Below are 17,174 nucleotides of genomic sequence, written 5' to 3'. Positions count from 1 at the left end.
CCCAGACTCGTCACCTATGGTGCGTCCAGGTGGTCAAAGCCCGCCGGCACATGATTTGATGGGACCGTGGCAACTACCGTTACAGACACCGTTATCTCGGCCGAGGCTCTCAGCGTCCAGCGCGGCACAAACGCTTTGCTTCGCAACGTCGACTGGCAGGTCAATTCCGATCAGCGATGGGTTGTACTGGGCCCCAACGGAGCCGGTAAGACCACCCTCTTGAACCTCGCCGCGGCCCTCATGCACCCCACCAAGGGCACCATGACCGTCCTCGGGGAAAAACTCGGCCGCACTGACGTATTCGAACTACGCCCGCGCATTGGCCTCACCTCAGACCAGCAAAGCGACCGCATCCCCGCCGACGAGACCGCCGTCAACGTCGTCCAGACCGCCGCCTGGTCGGTTGTAGGCCGCTGGAGGGAAGAGTACGACGAGGTCGACACCGACCGAGCCATGCAGCTGCTGGACTGGCTGGGCATCGCCCACCTCAGCGAACGAACCTTCGGCACCCTCTCCGAAGGCGAACGCAAGCGGGTCCACATCGCTCGCGCCATCATGAACGACCCGGAGCTGCTCTTGTTCGATGAGCCCATGGCCGGGCTCGACTTGGGAGCCCGCGAAGGCATGGTCGCCGCGTTGGCGGCGCTGGCCAAAGACGCCAACAGCCCGGCGATGGTGGTCGTCACCCACCACGTTGAGGAGATCCCGCCAGGTTTCACGCATGCGCTGCTGCTCTCCGGAGGGCAAGTCGTGACGTCAGGACCCATCGAAGAGGCGTTGACCAGTCAGACATTGTCGACAACGTTCGGCTTGTCATTGGGTCTGACCCGTTTCAACGAACGCTATACCGCCCAAGCCGCCTTATCTGAAACCACATCTGCGCTGTTAGGCGATGCGTAGAGGCAGTGTGGCCACCCGAAGGGAAGCTAAGCGGCGGATGTGGCCCCACGGTCGTGTCCAAACTGGCTACAGTTGCGCTATGGAGTGGCCCACCAGGGGCCGTATCGGTAGGTAACGACAGAAGGACTGACTCTCAGGTGAAGAGGCGATCACCTCGCCTGCGTCGCGGTGTCGTGGTCCTCACGGCGGTGGCGCTGTTGGCGACGCTTACGACCTTTAAGCACCCGACGGTGCTCAATAACGCTCCGCCTATCGCCGCGCCGGTGGTGGCAGACCCCGCAAATCAGCCCGAGGAAGTGGATGCCTCCCTGTTGCGTTTGGCGGATCTGGTGGAGGAGGGTTGGGCGGACTGGTCAACGGTGGCCGACTTCTACGATCAACTTGATGCCACCACCATCGACCGGTTGACCAGGCAGTTTCCCGACATTGTCGGAAATTTGGGCGGGGCGCCCTTTACCCAGCGCATTGAAGCCAATCGCATGAGGTTGCATGAGGCCATTGAGGAATCGACGCTGATTCCTGGGCCTCAGCGCCCGTGGCATGGTCAGCAGCGGCCGCCGCGGGAGGACCTGGCCAAGTTGCCAGCTGGCGAGCGTCAGCTCATTGGCTTGGACCTGCGCGGAAACAAGGGCAATGGTTCCTGGATTGAGCTGGTCGGCCGGGCCGACGCGGCGAACGTGGTAGTGATGGTTCCAGGTGGAAGTGCCTATATTTCCTCGGACAACTTCGACCGCTACTATCTGCGAGCTCGCACGTTTGTCGAGGAGGCCGATGATCTGGCGGTGTTTATCTGGGCGCAGTCGCCATCCCCGGCCGGGTGGATTCAGGAGTCGTTCGCGGCGTGGTCGCAGCGGGCGGCCGATGAGGTGTCGGCGTTCGTGGGGGATGTGCGACGGCAAGCGGGGGATGAGGCCTTGTTGACGCTGGCGGGCCATTCATATGGCGGCGCGACCATTGGTCTGGCTGAGAAGCATGATCTTCAGGCCGATCGCGTCGTGCATATCGCGTCGCCGGGTACGGGACACGGGGTTTCTAGTCCGGACCATTATTCGGACCCTTGTCGGGAGCGCTTCTCGATGACGGCGCCGGGGGACCCGATTTCGTATGTGCAGGGTTTGTGGGATCTGCCTATGGTCGGGCACGGCGCGCACCCAGACCATTTTCCGGGAATGGTGCGGTTGGAGACCGGTAAGACTCCCGATTGGCCGGGCGCGGTGGACGATATTGGCCGGGATTTGGTGGAGTTGGGTATCTCTGGATCTCGCATCGAGGGCACTCACTCGCATTCGGAGATTTTCATTCCCTATTCGGATGCCTGGTACAACCTGTTGGCTGTCTTTGTCGGCGACGAGGTCCAGCCACATCCGCAGCAGCCTCAGCCGTGGCCGGGTTGTTCGTGAGTCCCGTGGCTTCTCATGATGGGGCTGGATACGCGCAAGCCCGGCCTGAGACCGGGCTTGTCGTCGTGCTGCCTCAGCGCGGGCTGGTCGATTGTTGACTAGTCGCGCTCCAAAATCAGCGGTAGGTGTTTTTCCACGACTGGGAGAACTTCGTCCACGGTGACGTCACGGCCCAGTTCCTGGCTTAGCGACGTGACGGAGGCGTCGGTGATGGCGCAAGGTGCGATCCGGTCGTAAAAGGTCATGTCGGGGTTGCAGTTCAGGGCGAAGCCGTGCATGGTGACAGCCCAGCGTACGCGCACGCCGATGGCGCATATTTTGCGTTCGGGGCCTCGGTCGTCTGCGGGCAGCCATACGCCGGTGCGGTCTTTGATACGTCCGCTGGCCGAGTTGATGCCAAATTCTTTGCATACCGCCACGATCATGTCTTCGATGCGGCGCACGTAGGCGACCACGTCGATGCGTTTACGCAGTTTCACAATGGGGTATCCGACGAGTTGGCCGGGGCCATGCCAGGTGATTTGGCCGCCCCGGTCGGTCGTGACCACCGGTGTGCCGTCCTGGGGGAGGGCCCATTTCTCGGTCCGTCGCCCAGCGGTATAGACACTGGGGTGTTCCAGGAGCAAGACGGTGTCGTCGATCCGGTCGGCGATGCGTTCTTCTTGGAGTTGCTGTTGGGCTTGCCAAGCGGAGTTGTAGTCGACCATGCCGGGTTTTTCGATGACGAGCTTGTGGGCGGGCACGTCAATCTCGGGATCATTCGCAGCGTTCACATATTCGACGATAGTCCGCCAAGGGGTGCGTCCGTTAACTTTTGCGTTGCCGCTCACGCGTTTGGGACTCACTGATATCTGGGCACGGGGCATCGGCTCAACGGTCATAAACATTAAGACGCATCCTGACACGATTTGGTTGCACTCTGTGCGATTGAATCGACCGGTTTGGTGTGGCTTTAGTTACAGCGTGGAGTCGGCGATTATCTCGATACGGTGGGAAAACGTAACGGTTTGGGTACGGAACGGCTTTTGGTGGGGTCTGGGTGGCAGGCCCGCCGTACAGTGCTGTGAAGTCGGTAGTGTGACCGGCGACTCGGCTCTAGGTCACAGGTGCCTCTCTGAGCGCAGCTTCTGTGCCATAGGATATCGCCAACTGGGACGTTACGACGCTGGTGCATCAGGGTAGGAAAGCAGTGCCCACCGTCTGGGCGGCCCAGGACTAGTACGTATTCGGCTGCCGTGTGCGGCCGGTGACGCACGTCCACAAAAGCAACCGAAGATGGCCACTACCCTCGTGGCAGTCTTCATCCACTGAACGGAGACTCACAGTATGAGCAAAGCCGCGCGCATTCTCGCGCCGCTGGCGGCCCTTGCCTTGGCCGCCACCGCTGCCTGCTCGCCAGCGTCGGACGACGCCGACGACAATGGAGGCGACAATGGTGGTCTGGTGCTGCCGACCGGCTCGACCGGTGGCACCTATTACCCGCTGGGTAATGCCATTGCCTCTGTCTGGAACGAACACCTTGACGTGACGGTTAACCCGCAGTCCAGTGACGCTTCGGCTGAAAACTTGCGTCTGCTCGACAGCGGTCGCGCTCAGATCATCATGTCCGTAAACGGCACCGCTGTTCAGGCGTATGAGGGTACTGGTGCCTTCGCGGGCGACGATGGCCTCGAAAACGACTTTGTGGCCGTGGGCAACATCTACGCCGAAGTTCTCCAGGTCGTGGCCACGGCTAACTCGGGAATCGAGGACATCACTGACCTCGACGGTAAGCGCGTTGCCATCGGTCCGCCCGGCTCCGCCACGGCGATCATGGCCGACAACATCCTAGACAGCTACGACATCGATGTGACCACGTTCGAGGACGGCTTCGGAGACGCGGCCGACAAGCTGCGTGACGGTCAGATCGACGCTTCGTTCGCTCTCTTGGCGCTGCCGGCGACGTCGATCGACGAGGTTGCCCAGAACACTGACATCAACCTGGTGAACTTCACCGACGAGGGTATTGACGAGTTGATCGCCAACGACCCGTCGCTGACCACGATGGAGATCCCCGGTGGCACCTATGACGGTATTGACGACGATGTTCTCACGGTGACCAACTGGGCCACCTTCTATGTGGCGCCGGGAATGGACGATGAGCTCGTCTACGACCTGACCCGCGTCCTGTATGACCACGCCGACGAAGTGCAGCACGGTGTGGCCGCGGAGATCCAGCTGGAAACCGCGCTGGACGGTCTGGGTGGTATTCCGCTCCACCCTGGCGCCCAGCGGTACTACGAGGAACAGGGCGTTGAGATCCCGGCCTAAGTTCCACTCACCTTCCTCCGCGAGCCGGCCAGGTGCCGGCTCGCGGTGGTCTGGAAAGGCCCTGCCGGTGCTTTTGCTGTCGGCGGGCCTTTCCGCAGGTTGCTCCACCGACGAACCTTTGAAATTGGAAATCCTTCATGGCGACGATGTGCTCTACAGCCGCGTCATCGAGCCTGGCGAAGAATTCACGATGACTCACGTTCACTCCCTGACCGAACGAACGGTGCGCGAAACGTTCTCGGTCTCAGAGGCGGGAGAAATCCTCATGGAAGAGCTGTGGTTCGACCAACACGGTGCCAATCTTCCCGCCGGGCCTGAGGAATATCCCGATTACACGACCACCTATGAAGTCCGCGGCGGCGAAGTTTTCGTCTCGCACCATTCGCACCCCCTGCCCACCTTCGACATTGTGGTCGGTGGACCCGACCGAGCCCGCACTCTTCACTTTGCCGATGGACATTCGCAGCCCCTCTTGGATATCGCCGATTTCGGCACCCCCGTCGAAGTCACCACTAATCTTTGGAAAGGTTAACCGCCATGTCGGAAGACAGAAAGGATGTGGCAGCCCCCGAGCAAGACGTTGCTTATGACAAGCAACAAGCGGCCGCCGACGTTAAAGAATTCGCCGATGCGAGCCCCACTACCGACGTAGCAGGCCCGGTCCGTAAACGTGAGGACCTCCACCCCGCCTGGCACTGGATCACTTGGTCGTTCGCGGTGTCTATGGGCCTGTTCCACTTGTGGACCGCCTACTCGGGAACCTTGCCCACCTTGCGTCAGGGCGGGATTCACCTGGCCTTCGGTTTGGGCTTGGTCTTCCTGATGTACCTTCCCCGTCGCCGAAAGGAAGCGGGGCGGCTCAACCTAAAGATGCGAGGCGCGATACCACCGCTGGATTCCCTCTACAACAAGTTGGGGTACCAGAGGGCAAACGGCATCTTTGTCACCGCCATCGGGATGGGAGTCATCGCCTATCTGGGTTCGGCTGCGGGAGCCAGCACGATCATCCTGGTGCCCAGCATCGTCGTGCTGATCCTTTTGCAGATCACCCGCTTTGTGAACGTGAGCCTCGGTGGAATGCCCCTAGCTGATGTACTGCTGGCCGCCGGCGGTGTGTGGGCGGCGATGTGGGTGGTCAACAACGCCTCGGACTTCAACCGCTATGTGGGAGGAAACTTCCCCGTAGAGGGTGTCCTCGCCGCCACGATCGGCACCATTTTGGTCCTCGTGGCCGCGCAGAGGGCCGTCGGCACCGCCTTGACTGTCATCGCGCTGTCAATGTTCTGCTTCATGTTGTACGGGCGCGAGATGCCAGGCTTCCTACAGAACGCCGGGTTCGGCCCCGAAACCATCGTGACCGGTTCGTTCTTGAGCACCTCGGGAATCTTTGGCACCCCCATTCAAGTCTCGTCGACGTTCATCTTCTTGTTCATGATCTTCGCGGCCCTGTTGCAACGCACCGGAATGGAGCGGTTCTTCACGAACTTGGCGCTGGGGCTGGCCGGAAGGCAAATCGGTGCCACCGGCAAGGTCAGCATCATCACCTCGGCCTTCTCGGGAACCATCACCGGGTCCTCCGTGGCCAACACCGTCTCCAACGGGGCTTTCACTATTCCCATGATGCGTCGATCCGGTTACTCGCGAGAGTTCGCCGGAGGCGTGGAAGCCGCCTCCTCCACCGGAGGGCAAATCGCGCCCCCGGTGATGGGTGCCGCGGCGTTCATCATGCTGGAAATCATCGGTGGCGGCATCGTCTACTTCGACATTCTCAAAGCCGCGCTGATCCCGGCGATCTTGTTCTTCACCGCGCAGTTCATCATCGTGCACTTCCAGTCGAAACGATTCGGAATCATGGGCCTGCCCGCCGATGCCCTGCCGCGTCTGTGGCCGCTGCTAGTCCGGCGCGGTTACCTGCTGATTCCGCTGATCGCGATCATCCTCATCCTGTCCTCGGGCCGCACCCCGATGTTCGCCGCGTTCTGGGCCATCATCGTCACCATCGGTCTAAACCTGCTGGTACAGGCCATGTACCTAGCGTTCAAGGGAATCCAGGGCTGGAAGGAAATGCCCGACAAGCTAACCCCGATGGCCTTCCTCAACGCTCTCTACGACGCGACCAAGATGGCATTGCCGATCGTGGCCGCGTGCGCGGCCGCAGGCATCATCTCCGGGGCGATCAACGTGACCGCTCTCGGTTTGAACATCGGACGCGAGTTCATTGGTTTGGGCGAGACGATCTCGAGTGGATTCGAATCGGCGATGCCCGGATTCCTGGCCCAGCACATTGACTTCAACAGTGTCACTTTGTTGACGGTCATGATCTTCACCATGGTGGCCTGCCTGATCATGGGCATCGGGCTGCCGACCACGGCCAACTATGTGGTCATGGCAGTGGTGGCAGCACCGGCGATCGTGCCCTTGGTGACGTTGCGTTACGACGACATGGGCCTGGAGGTCTTCCAGCTGGCCATTATTGCCCACTTGTTCGTCTACTACTTCGGAGTCATGGCCGACATCACTCCACCGGTATGTCTGGCCGCGTACGCCGCTGCTGGGATTTCCGGCGGTAATCCAATCATGACCGGTGTGCAAGCGGTCAGGGTGGCCATCAGCGCGTTCCTGGTGCCTTTCATCTTCGTCTTCGCCCCGGAACTGCTGCTGATGGGCGACGACTGGGTGCGTGTGGGGGTTGTGGTCATCACCGCGATCATCGGGGTGACAATTCTCGGTATCGCCATGGCCGGTTGGTATTACGCCAAGCTCAGCGCGGTACAACGCGTCTTGTTGTTCATCGCCGGGATGTTCCTGTTGACCGCGAACTACCTCATCACGCTTATCGGAATCGGGCTCACCATCGCGGTGTTGTTCCGACAGGCGTGTGTGCGGTATCCCTCGATCGGCCGCCTAGTCGGGGTGAAGAACTCCCAGGAGTCCAGCGAGTCCGCCAAGGAATCCGCTGGGGCCTAACCCTGACCTCACCGGAGGTTGAACGTGCCAGGGGCCGGACAGGCAGCGATCCTCGCCTGTCCGGCCCCTGGCATATTCCTGGAGCGATTGGGAAGTCGGCGGTGGGGCAGGAGTGCCGCGACGGAAACGAGTCATCCGCCGTAGCCACGATGGACCATTGGTAAGCCATCCCGACCGCGTGTTGTCGGAAAAGAGAATCATTTCCAGTCCAATTGCCGACACACCCGCTCTCCCCGGGCCGGAAGAATCGATGACACCGTACCGAGAGGAGAATCGAATGTCGCTCGATGTTCCACCTGAGGTCATGGAGAAGGCCGAACGCGGTCAGGTCGACCTACCCGACTTCGTCGCCTGCATCCGGGAATCCCTTCCCTACGCATATGAAACCGTCAGCCGGGTGGCCGGAAATCTAAAAGACGGAGTCCCCAGTTCCAACGGCAGCACCCAGTTCGCCGACAACACCACCGAACCACCAGACGAAGCCACCCGGGGCCAGCTATTGCGTGCGCTCGCGTCTGATTCCATCAAGGGGGCGTTGGAACAACACTTCCAAGTCAAGCTGGTGTTCCAAAACTGTCACCGCGTTGCCGCGTTCCCACTCAGCGAGGTGGGTTCCGACACCTACACCACGTTCATCTCGCCACGAGCGCAACTGCTCAACCAGTCTCCCGAGCTTCGCAGCTGTTAGCGCAGGCACCTCGATCCCCTCCCAGGTGTCTGGCCGGTGACGAGCACGGACTCATATGGGTTGGCTTGGGGGCAGGCTTGCCGTCGAACGGACTGGTGCACATCCTTGCCTCGACCTCGCCGGGCCGCACGTGACCCGCAGGGGCGAAGCGGAGTAGGCACCCACGACCTTGGCCACCAATGAGAAGGCTTCCGTCTCCATATGGCGGCGCGGCCATCTTCGACCTAGCGTTATCCCGATACGCAACGGTCTAAGGTGGCCGCGTCCTACGTTCTCCTGAGCTAGGCTGCGGTAAGGCAAATGCCCGCCTAATCGGTCAGCGAATACGCTAGCGCGCTGTCAATGGTCGGGTCGAGGTATTCGAAGCCGTTCTCCCGCAGCACCGAAGGGATGATCTTTGATCCCCGCAACAGCTCCACGGCGGCTTCGCCGGCGACGATACGGGCGGCAAATCCAGGAATCGGCCACACAGCCGGGCGATTGAGCTGACGCCCTAGCGCCTTGGTGAACTCCTTGTTGCGTGTGGGTGTCGGTGAAACCAAGTTGACCGGGCCCGAAATCTCACTGTTCATCAGCATCGTGACAGCTCTGACCCAGTCGCGCAGGGAGATCCAAGGCAGATACTGCTGACCATTGCCGAAGTAGCCGCCCAGGCCGACTTTGAATGCGGGCGCAAGTTTTTGCAACATGAGCGCGCCGGGGCCAAAGACGTGCGAAGTACGCAAATTGACGACGCGGCATCCGGAGCTGGCCGCCTCAGCAGTCGACTCCTCCCACTGTTTGGCAGTCGTTCCAAGAAAATCGCCAGCGGCGGGAGCGTTCTCGTCCACGGGAGTCTCACCGCGCCCCCCATAGATACCCACGGCCGACCCACTCAGCATGGTTGGCACTCCCGCCTCGGCAATAGCCTGGGCGAGAACCTTGGTGGGGATCTCCCGGCTGACTTGAATTCGACGCTTATAGGCCGAGTTCCAACGTTTGCCGCCAATCGAGACGCCGCACAGATTCACCACCGCCTCGGCGCCCTCGACAATGGATGGGTTGAGATCTCCTTGATAGGGGTTCCATTCGACTTCGTCTTTGGATCGGGCGGGGTGGCGCACGAGACGGATGACGTGGTGATCGTCCTCCCGCAGCGCATTGGTTAGTGCGGTACCCAGAAATCCGGATGAACCAGCCATAACTATTCGCATACATCAAGCCTAAGCCATGGTGGCCGCCATACTGCCCGCCTTGTCCAAGACATAAACCAGGCGGGGTCGGTGCGGGAAATTCCGCACCGACCCCGCCTGAAGGCTGCCTACAGTTCCATCCACGCGGTCGCGTTGGGCGGGATAAGTCCATCATCGACCGGACTTGACGCCAGTTTCACCGTCCCGTCGAAGGGCGCGGGCTGGTCGCCAAAGTTCGTAACACAAATAAGTGAGCCATTCGTAAACGCCAAGAGGTCCGCCTGACCGGTCTCCACCCATGTCACGTACTGGGCCGGATGAGTCGCCCGCAGTCCCAAAGCGGCCCGCACCAGTTCGAGGGTCGAGTCGGGAGCCCCAGACTGCGCCGCGACCGAGGAGGCAGACCAGTGTGCAGGCTGGGGCAGCCAGCTGCCGCCCGGCCCGAAGCCCAAGGACGGACCGTCCTTTTCCCACGGCAGTGGCACGCGGCAACCGTCGCGGCCCACCTGCTCGCCGCCGGTGCGGTGGAAGGTCGGGTCCTGACGCAGTTCACCGGGGATGTCGAGAACCTCATTGAGGCCCAGCTCCTCGCCCTGATACAGGTAACACACGCCCGGCAATGCCAGGGTGAGCATAAGCGCCGCCCGAGCCCGGTCAAGTCCGCGCTGGCCGTCTCCGTAGCGAGTCACCGGCCGTTGCACGTCATGATTCGACAACACCCAGGTGCACGGGGCTCCGACCGCGGAATTGGATTGAATTTCTTCGTTAATGGACCGGCGGAACTGCGCGGCTTCGAAGGGGGCGGTCAGCAGGTCGAAGTTGAAAGCCTGGTGGACTTCGTCGCTTCGCAGGTACAGCGCCCGGCGCTGGGCCGAGTCGACCCAGGCCTCGGCGACCATGATGCGATCGCCCGGATAGGAGTCGACGATTGGCCGCCAGCGCCGGTAGATCTCGTGTACGCCGTCTTGATCGAAGAATGGTGCCAGCGTGGTGCCGAGCATTTCCATACCGGTGTCGGGTGCGTCGGGAAGCCCTTCGGCTTTGACCATGCCGTGGGCGACGTCGATGCGGAACCCGTCGACGCCTCGGTCCAGCCAGAAGCGCAGGACTGATTCCATTTCGGTGTGAACTTCTTCGTTATTCCAGTTGAGGTCGGGTTGGGTGGAGTCGAAGAGGTGCAGGTACCACTGTTTGCCGTCTGGCGTCTTCGACCAGGCGTCGCCGCCGAAGATGGAGCGCCAGTTGTTGGGTGGGGTATCTGGTTTGGCGGGGTCGACGTCGGCGAAGTGGTAGCGGGCGCGTTCGGGGCTGCCTGGCTCGGCGGCGAGGGCGGCTTGGAACCACGCGTGCTCTGAGGAGGTGTGGTTGGGGACCAGATCGACGATGACGCGCAGGTGGGCCTCGTGGGCGGCGGCGAGCATGTTGTCGAAGTCGGTCAAGGTTCCGAAGCGAGGGTCAACGTCGCGGTAGTCGGCCACGTCGTAGCCACCGTCGTTTTGGGGAGAGGAGTAGAAGGGCGATAGCCAGATCGCGTCGACACCGAGCCGTTGCAGGTAGGGGATGCGGGACGTGATGCCCGGTAGGTCGCCCATCCCGTCTCCATTGCCGTCGGCGAATGAGCGCGGGTAGACCTGATAGATCACGGCGTTGCGCCACCAGTCGATCGCGGAGAGTGAGGTCTGGGTTGGCGCGGTGTCGGTGTCTTGTGGCATGGAGTAGCCCTTCCTAGAGGTGGGTTTTGGAATTTGGTCGCTGTCTAGGTGTGTGGCGGGGTGTTGGCTGTGCTTGCCGCAGGGGGTGATGGTGTGCAGCCCGGTGGCCGTTGCGCGAGGCGTGGACCGGGCGGCTGTTTAGCTGCGGACCATGCCGGTGGATTTTCGCACCACGAGTTCGGGCCGGTAGAGGTATTCGGAGGTCGGCGGTGCCTGTCCGTTGATCGAATCCAGGAGGGCGCGGGCGGCGGCGGTGGCGATGTCACGCACTGGCTGCCGGATTGTGGTCAGGGGCGGCGAGGTGTGGGCGATCAGTGGCGAGTCGTCGTAGCCGATGACGGAGATGTCCTCTGGTACCGATAGGCCGCGTTCGTGGACGGCTCGGATGGCGCCCAAGGCCATGAGGTCGGATCCGCAAAGGATCGCGGTCGCTCCTCGGTCGATGAGGCGGGCGGCGGCGGCGTGGCCGCCTTGCTCGCCGAACATTGTCAACTCGGAGAGTTCTTCGCCGATTCCGGCCATGGCTTTGCGGTAGCCCTCGAGTTTGCGTTTGACCGGGCGGTAGCGCTCGGGGCCGGAGATGATGCCGATTTTCTTGTGGCCCAGGCCGCTGAGGTGTTCGACGGCCATGGTGGCGGCCGCGGTGTCGTCGCAGGAGAACGATGGGGCGCTGATGTCGCCGGGATGGCCGGTGATGAAGGCCATCGGTAGTCGTTTTTCTTGTAGCGCGTGGTAGCGGCTGGTGTCGGCGCTGGTGTCGGCGTGCATTCCGGAGACGAAGATGATGCCTGCGACTGCGCGTTCTTGCAGCATGGCGACGTATTCGTCTTCGGTGACGCCACCGGGGGTCTGTGTGCACAACACGGGTGTGAAGCCGGAATTGGCCAGCACTGTGGCGATGGTTTGCGCATAGAGCGGGAAGATGGGGTTTTCCAGCTCGGGAAGTATCAGGCCAATGAGGCCCATGGCGTGCTTGCGAAGGGCTTGGGGGCGTTCATAGCCAAGGACATCGAGGGCGGTCAGGACTGCGCGTCGGGTGTCTTCTCCGACGCCGGGCTTCTCGTTGAGGACACGGGAAACCGTGGCCTCGGAGACTCCCGCCTGTCCAGCGATGTCTGAGAGTCGAAGGCGCATGAAGTTCAGACTAGCGCATATGAAAGAAGGTAACAAGATGGCCGCAAGAAATTTACAAGGGTGCAATTTGTTGCTAGTGTTCGACTTCTCAGCACGGTGAGGTGTTGAACACTAGGCCTCATGAGGCGCTGGTGAAAATCGATGGAGGAGAACCTGATGAAGAAGCGGCATTTTGCTCCGGCTGCTCTCGCGGCGACCGCTCTTGTGGTCACGGCCTGCGGTAGCGGTGACAACGGCGGAGGCGACGATGACGACGTCGACTTCGGCAGCAGCCTAACCATCTGGGCCGACGAAACCCGCACCCCCATTTTGCAGGAATACACTGAGAAATTCCAGGAAGAGTACGGCGTCAACGTCACCATTCAAGAGCACGCCGACGAACTTCGCGAGACCTATGTGACCGCCACGGAGCAAGGACAAGGCCCTGACATCCTCGTTGGCGCCCACGACTGGGCCGGGGAACTTGCACGTGACGGCATGGTCAGCCCCTTGCAACTGACCGACTCGCAGCGCGAGCAGTTCGACCCCTCGACCCTGGACGCGTTCACCATTGACGGCAATGCATATGCCGTTCCCTACGCCACTGAAAACATTGCGCTTATCCGCAACACCGACCTGGCCCCCGATGCGCCCGAGACGTTCGAAGAAATGATCGAGGTCGGCCAGGACCTTGTCGACGCTGGCGAAGTCGACCACCCTCTAGCCATCCCGGTTTCCACCAACGGCGACCCCTACCACGGGTTTCCCCTCTTCAGTAGCTTCGGCGGCTACCTGTTCGGAACCGATGACGAGGGAAACTTCGACACCACCGACATCGGCATTGACTCACCCGGCGGCATCGCTGCCTTTGAAAAGTTTGCACAGCTGGGTGAAGAAGGAATTCTGACCACCAGCATGGGCGGCGACAACACGATTCCGTTCTTCGCCGAAGGCGACGCGCCGTTCCTGATCTCGGGGCCGTGGGCTCTGGGTGACGCTGCCGCTGGTGGTATCAACTACGAAGTCTCTGCCATCCCCGGCTTCGAAGGAGAGGGACCCGCCGCGCCGTTCCTGGGTGTGCAGGGCTTCTACCTATCCAGCAAGGCCGAAAATGAGGTCTTCGCCATGGAATTCCTCACCAACTTTGTCATTGACGAGGAACTTCAGCTGCTGCTGGCCGAAGCCGGCGGTCGCCTGCCAGCCCACACCGGCGCCGCTGAAGCCTTCGCCGCGGACAATCCCGACCTAGAGGGATTCGCCGCCGCCGGCGAGTTCGCCATCCCCATGCCCAACATCCCGGAGATGAACGCCATCTGGGAACCCTTCGGCCGCGCCCAGGCCAACGCCATTGACGCCAGCGTCGACGGCGACGAGGCCGCCAGTACCGCCGCGGACGCCATCCGCAGCGAGCTGGAATAACTTCGAAAGCCTGGCCCTTGCTCGGTCAATTCATCAAGATCGCAGTTCTCGGCCTGGTCACGGCCATTGCCGTCTGGGCGGCAGTGCCGTTGGCCAGCGCCGGGAACTGGTTCGGACTCGGTATCGAGGCCGTCATCGTCGCCGTTGTCTTCTATGTGTACTTGCAAAAGCAGCATGTGCCGTTGAAGTATCTGGTTCCGGGGACGATGCTGATGGTGGCGTTTCAGATTGTTCCCGTCATTTTGACGGTGGGGACGGCGTTCACCAACTACGGCGACGGCCATCGAGGCGACAAGGACGACGCCATCGCGGCGATTATCGCTGCCGGGGTGCAACAGGCACCCGATTCCCCCGAATACATCCTTGCCATTGGCGAAGAGCCTGACGGTGAGATTGTTTTCCTTCTGACCGACCCTATTGCGCAAGAGTTTTACGTCGGCTCCATCACCGGTTTGGAACGGTTGGACGCCGCGGCGGTCACTGCCGACCCCACCGGGCGTATTACCCAGGCCGATGGCTTCGAGGTGCTCAGCTTGGACCAAGTGGGTGCCCGCTCGGCGGAGATCTCTGAGTTGGCCGTGCCCACCTCGGATAATTCCGGCATTAGCTTCCTCAACCTGACCACGGCCTTTGAAGGCATCTCGACCCGCTCCTACGACCAGGCGTGCGACTGCATCACCGATACCGCGGCTGACATCGTCTGGTATGCCGACGACGAGGCTGGACTGTTCGTCACCGAAGAGGGAAACCCAGCCCTGGTAGGTTGGCGCGTCAACGTCGGATGGGACAACTTCACCGCCGTGGTCACCGACCCGGACATCCGGGGTCCATTTGCCAAGGTGTTTGGCTGGAACCTCGCGTTTGCGCTGGGAAGCGTGCTATTCACGTTTGTTTTGGGTCTGGGAACGGCCATGGCACTGAATCACGCGAATATGCGCGGTACGCGCATTTATCGGGCGATTGTGATCCTGCCCTATGCCATGCCCGCTTTCGCGATGCTCATGGTGTGGCGAGACATGTTCAACCCGGACTTTGGGATCGTCAACGACATGCTGGGCCTGGGCATCAATTGGTTTGGCGAAGTGTGGGCGGCGCGATTCATGGCGTTGCTGATCAACACCTGGATGGGCTTCCCATACATGTTCCTGATCGCGCTGGGCGCGCTGCAGGCGTTGCCCCGGGACACGTTGGAGGCGGCGCGGATCGACGGGGCCTCGGGGCTGCGTTCCTTCCGCACGATCACTCTGCCGTTGCTGCTGGTGGCGCTCACGCCCCTGCTGATCTCTTCGTTCGCGTTCAATTTCAACAACTTCAACGCCATTCAACTGACCACGGCGGGGCACCCCTTCCCAGCTGGGGAAACCGTCGGCGGCACTGATTTGTTGATCACGTACACCTTCCGGCTCGCCTTTGGTGGGACTGGGGCCGAATACGGTTTCGCGGCAGCGATCTCGACGTTCATCTTCCTCATTGTGGCCACGATTTCGGCAGTGAGTTTCTATCTGACTCGACATCAGGAGGAGACATTCCGATGACGTTGTTGAAGCGAAGGGTGGACCTCACCAACACCAGTCTGATCGCGGGCCGTGAACACCTGATGCGGCAGCGTTCCAAAGGCACGAAGTTTCGCCGCTGGGTGCTGGAGAAGGGATGGCGGCACGCGTTTGCCTGGATCATGTGCGTGTTCTCGTTGATCCCGATCGTTTTCGTCGTCTCGGCGGCGTTCAACCCAATAGGGACCTTGAGCTCGACATCGCTCATTCCGACGCAAGGGTTCAGCCTCAACAATGTGCGGGACCTGTTCACACATCCGAACATTCCGTTCATGCGCTGGTATGGAAACACGATCATGATCGCCTTCACCGCGGCGTTCATCTCGATCCTGATCTCGTCGCTGGCCGCCTATGCGTTTAGCCGGTTCCGCTTTCACGGTCGGCGCGTTGGCCTGTTGACGTTGTTGCTCATCCAAATGTTCCCCAACTTCCTAGCGATTGTGGCGCTGTTTTTGATCGTGGGGTCGATCGGGGAGTACTTCCCGGCCTTCGGGCTTAACTCGGCCTGGGGACTGATTTTGGTCTATATGGGCGGTGCGCTTGGGGTGTCGACCTGGTTGATGAAGGGCTTTTTCGACACCATTCCGAAGGCTTTGGATGAGGCGGCCTATATCGACGGGGCGACGCACGCGCAGATTTACTTCCGGGTGATTCTGCCGTTGGCCTCGCCGATCATCGCCATCTCCGGGCTGCTGGCCTTTGTCGGGACGATGAATGACTTCATCATCGCCTCTCTGTTCCTGACTGACCGCGACAGTATGACCTTGGCGGTGGGGCTGCATTCGATGGTGGTGGAGAACGTCCGGGCCAGCCAGTGGGGCATGTTCGCGGTGGGGACGCTGCTGACGGCCGTATTGACGGTGACGGTGTTCATGAGCTTGCAGCGTTATATCGTCTCGGGCTTGACTGGAGGCGCGGTCAAGGGTTAGACACCATGCCTGCCGACTGCCATGGTCTGACATTCTGGGCCCATCGATGGGCCCAGAATGTCGGACTCAATCGCTACGGTGGGCCGATGACTATCACACCAACGTTGAACTTCTTGGCTCTCTTTCCATCTGATTTGCCCGCTTCGCTGGCGTTTTATCGTCGGCTTGGGCTTGACATTCCCGCCGAGGCGGACCATGAGGTGCACGTCGACATCCAATTCGACAATGGGGTGCGCCTGGCTTGGGACCGCGCTGATGTCGTCAAGGAAATTCACCCGGACCGGACCCCGCCCAGCGGCGGTTTCCGGCAGGGCATGGCATTTGAGGTGGGCTCTCCATCGGAGGTCGACCAGCTGTATCGGTACATGGCTGAGGCAGGCTATGGCAAGACCGAGCCGTGGGACGCGATGTGGGGGCAACGCTATGCGTGTCTGATGGACCCGGACGGAAACGTCGTCGACCTGTACGCGCCGCTGACTTCCGACTAGGCGGATTCGAATAGTCGCGGGTTGGACATCGGCCTGCGGCACTGTGGGAGTCCTAGCGCGCTATGTGCCTGGAAATGTCACTGTCCGAGGCTAGGGTTCCCACCATGACGACACCTTTGAATCCACGCTTCAATTTCGTCGGTATAGTCTCGGGCGATCTGACCGCCTCACTGGACTTCTATCGTCTCTTGGGGGTGGATATTCCCCAGCCCGCGGCGGGGGAAGACCACGTCGATGTCACTTTTGACAACGGGATGCATCTGGCTTTCGACACAGTGGAGCTGATCAAGTCCATCCACCCACAGTGGAAACAGCCGACGGACTCGCACCGCATCGCGATCGCTTGGCAACTTGACACACCCGCGCAGGTCGATGAGCTGTATCAACGGATGGCGGATGCGGGGTTTGGCTCAGTCGCTCCGTGGGACGCCCCGTGGGGCCAGCGTTATGCCTGTCTGAGGGACCCTGACGGCAACAGCGTGGATCTATATGCCTGGTCTCCCAGCGATGGGGAAAAGTAAGG

Annotated in this window: 15 protein-coding genes; 11 read left to right on the top strand and 4 right to left on the bottom strand. The window is 61.2% G+C overall.

The window, feature by feature from the left end; translation table 11 throughout:
* The first annotated feature begins 66 nt into the window (after positions 1-66).
* Together JQS30_RS10770 and JQS30_RS10765 are read left to right on the top strand one after the other, a co-directional pair.
* Entirely contained in the window at positions 67-900 is an 834-nt protein-coding gene (locus tag JQS30_RS10770) for an ABC transporter ATP-binding protein (RefSeq protein ID WP_213170278.1), read from the top strand.
* Between the two features lie 137 nt (positions 901-1,037).
* Complete coding sequence (locus tag JQS30_RS10765; RefSeq protein WP_213170277.1) at positions 1,038-2,300, top strand: alpha/beta hydrolase; 1,263 nt, start codon at positions 1,038-1,040, stop codon at positions 2,298-2,300.
* 98 nt (positions 2,301-2,398) lie between these two features.
* On the opposite strand, the gene lipB is transcribed toward JQS30_RS10765, so the two are convergent.
* Positions 2,399-3,049, bottom strand: a complete 651-nt coding sequence (lipB, locus tag JQS30_RS10760; protein ID WP_425498869.1) for a lipoyl(octanoyl) transferase LipB — start codon at positions 3,047-3,049, stop codon at positions 2,399-2,401.
* A 577-nt stretch (positions 3,050-3,626) separates the two neighbouring features.
* Here lipB and JQS30_RS10755 point away from each other — a divergent pair.
* From JQS30_RS10755 to JQS30_RS10740, 4 genes are all read left to right on the top strand, one after another.
* Positions 3,627-4,610, top strand: a complete 984-nt coding sequence (locus tag JQS30_RS10755) for a TAXI family TRAP transporter solute-binding subunit (RefSeq protein ID WP_213170276.1) — start codon at positions 3,627-3,629, stop codon at positions 4,608-4,610.
* A 124-nt stretch (positions 4,611-4,734) separates the two neighbouring features.
* Entirely contained in the window at positions 4,735-5,142 is a 408-nt protein-coding gene (locus tag JQS30_RS10750; RefSeq protein WP_213170275.1) for a DUF1850 domain-containing protein, read from the top strand.
* A 5-nt stretch (positions 5,143-5,147) separates the two neighbouring features.
* Positions 5,148-7,577 (top strand): TRAP transporter permease, encoded by a 2,430-nt coding sequence (locus JQS30_RS10745; RefSeq protein WP_213170274.1) that lies wholly within the window; start codon positions 5,148-5,150, stop codon positions 7,575-7,577.
* 277 nt (positions 7,578-7,854) lie between these two features.
* Entirely contained in the window at positions 7,855-8,265 is a 411-nt protein-coding gene (locus tag JQS30_RS10740) for an SCO5389 family protein (RefSeq protein ID WP_213170273.1), read from the top strand.
* Positions 8,266-8,573: 308 nt separating this feature from the next.
* Here the strand turns inward: JQS30_RS10740 and JQS30_RS10735 are convergent, their stop codons facing one another.
* From JQS30_RS10735 to JQS30_RS10725, 3 genes are all read right to left on the bottom strand, one after another.
* Entirely contained in the window at positions 8,574-9,458 is an 885-nt protein-coding gene (locus tag JQS30_RS10735; protein WP_213170272.1) for a TIGR01777 family oxidoreductase, read from the bottom strand.
* 107 nt (positions 9,459-9,565) lie between these two features.
* On the bottom strand, positions 9,566-11,149 hold the full coding sequence (locus tag JQS30_RS10730; protein WP_213170271.1) for a glycoside hydrolase family 13 protein: 1,584 nt from the start codon (positions 11,147-11,149) through the stop codon (positions 9,566-9,568).
* A gap of 138 nt (positions 11,150-11,287) precedes the next feature.
* Positions 11,288-12,283 (bottom strand): LacI family DNA-binding transcriptional regulator, encoded by a 996-nt coding sequence (locus tag JQS30_RS10725; protein WP_213170270.1) that lies wholly within the window; start codon positions 12,281-12,283, stop codon positions 11,288-11,290.
* A 156-nt stretch (positions 12,284-12,439) separates the two neighbouring features.
* On the opposite strand from JQS30_RS10725, the gene JQS30_RS10720 reads away from it, so the two are divergent.
* From JQS30_RS10720 to JQS30_RS10700, 5 genes are all read left to right on the top strand, one after another.
* The gene (locus tag JQS30_RS10720) at positions 12,440-13,681 is read left to right on the top strand and encodes a sugar ABC transporter substrate-binding protein (RefSeq protein ID WP_213170269.1); all 1,242 of its coding nucleotides are present in this window, start codon (positions 12,440-12,442) and stop codon (positions 13,679-13,681) included.
* Between the two features lie 17 nt (positions 13,682-13,698).
* Entirely contained in the window at positions 13,699-15,216 is a 1,518-nt protein-coding gene (locus JQS30_RS10715; RefSeq protein ID WP_213170268.1) for an ABC transporter permease subunit, read from the top strand.
* Positions 15,217-15,278: 62 nt separating this feature from the next.
* The gene (locus tag JQS30_RS10710; RefSeq protein WP_213173049.1) at positions 15,279-16,163 is read left to right on the top strand and encodes a sugar ABC transporter permease; all 885 of its coding nucleotides are present in this window, start codon (positions 15,279-15,281) and stop codon (positions 16,161-16,163) included.
* Between the two features lie 92 nt (positions 16,164-16,255).
* Positions 16,256-16,651, top strand: a complete 396-nt coding sequence (locus JQS30_RS10705) for a VOC family protein (RefSeq protein WP_425498868.1) — start codon at positions 16,256-16,258, stop codon at positions 16,649-16,651.
* A gap of 104 nt (positions 16,652-16,755) precedes the next feature.
* Entirely contained in the window at positions 16,756-17,172 is a 417-nt protein-coding gene (locus JQS30_RS10700) for a VOC family protein (protein ID WP_213170266.1), read from the top strand.
* The last annotated feature ends 2 nt before the right edge of the window (positions 17,173-17,174 follow it).

This window comes from Natronoglycomyces albus (genome assembly GCF_016925535.1).
Lineage (GTDB): Bacteria > Actinomycetota > Actinomycetes > Mycobacteriales > Micromonosporaceae > Natronoglycomyces > Natronoglycomyces albus.
The sequence above is the reverse complement of the archived record's forward strand: the minus strand, read 5'-3'. Positions and strand labels throughout refer to the sequence as shown.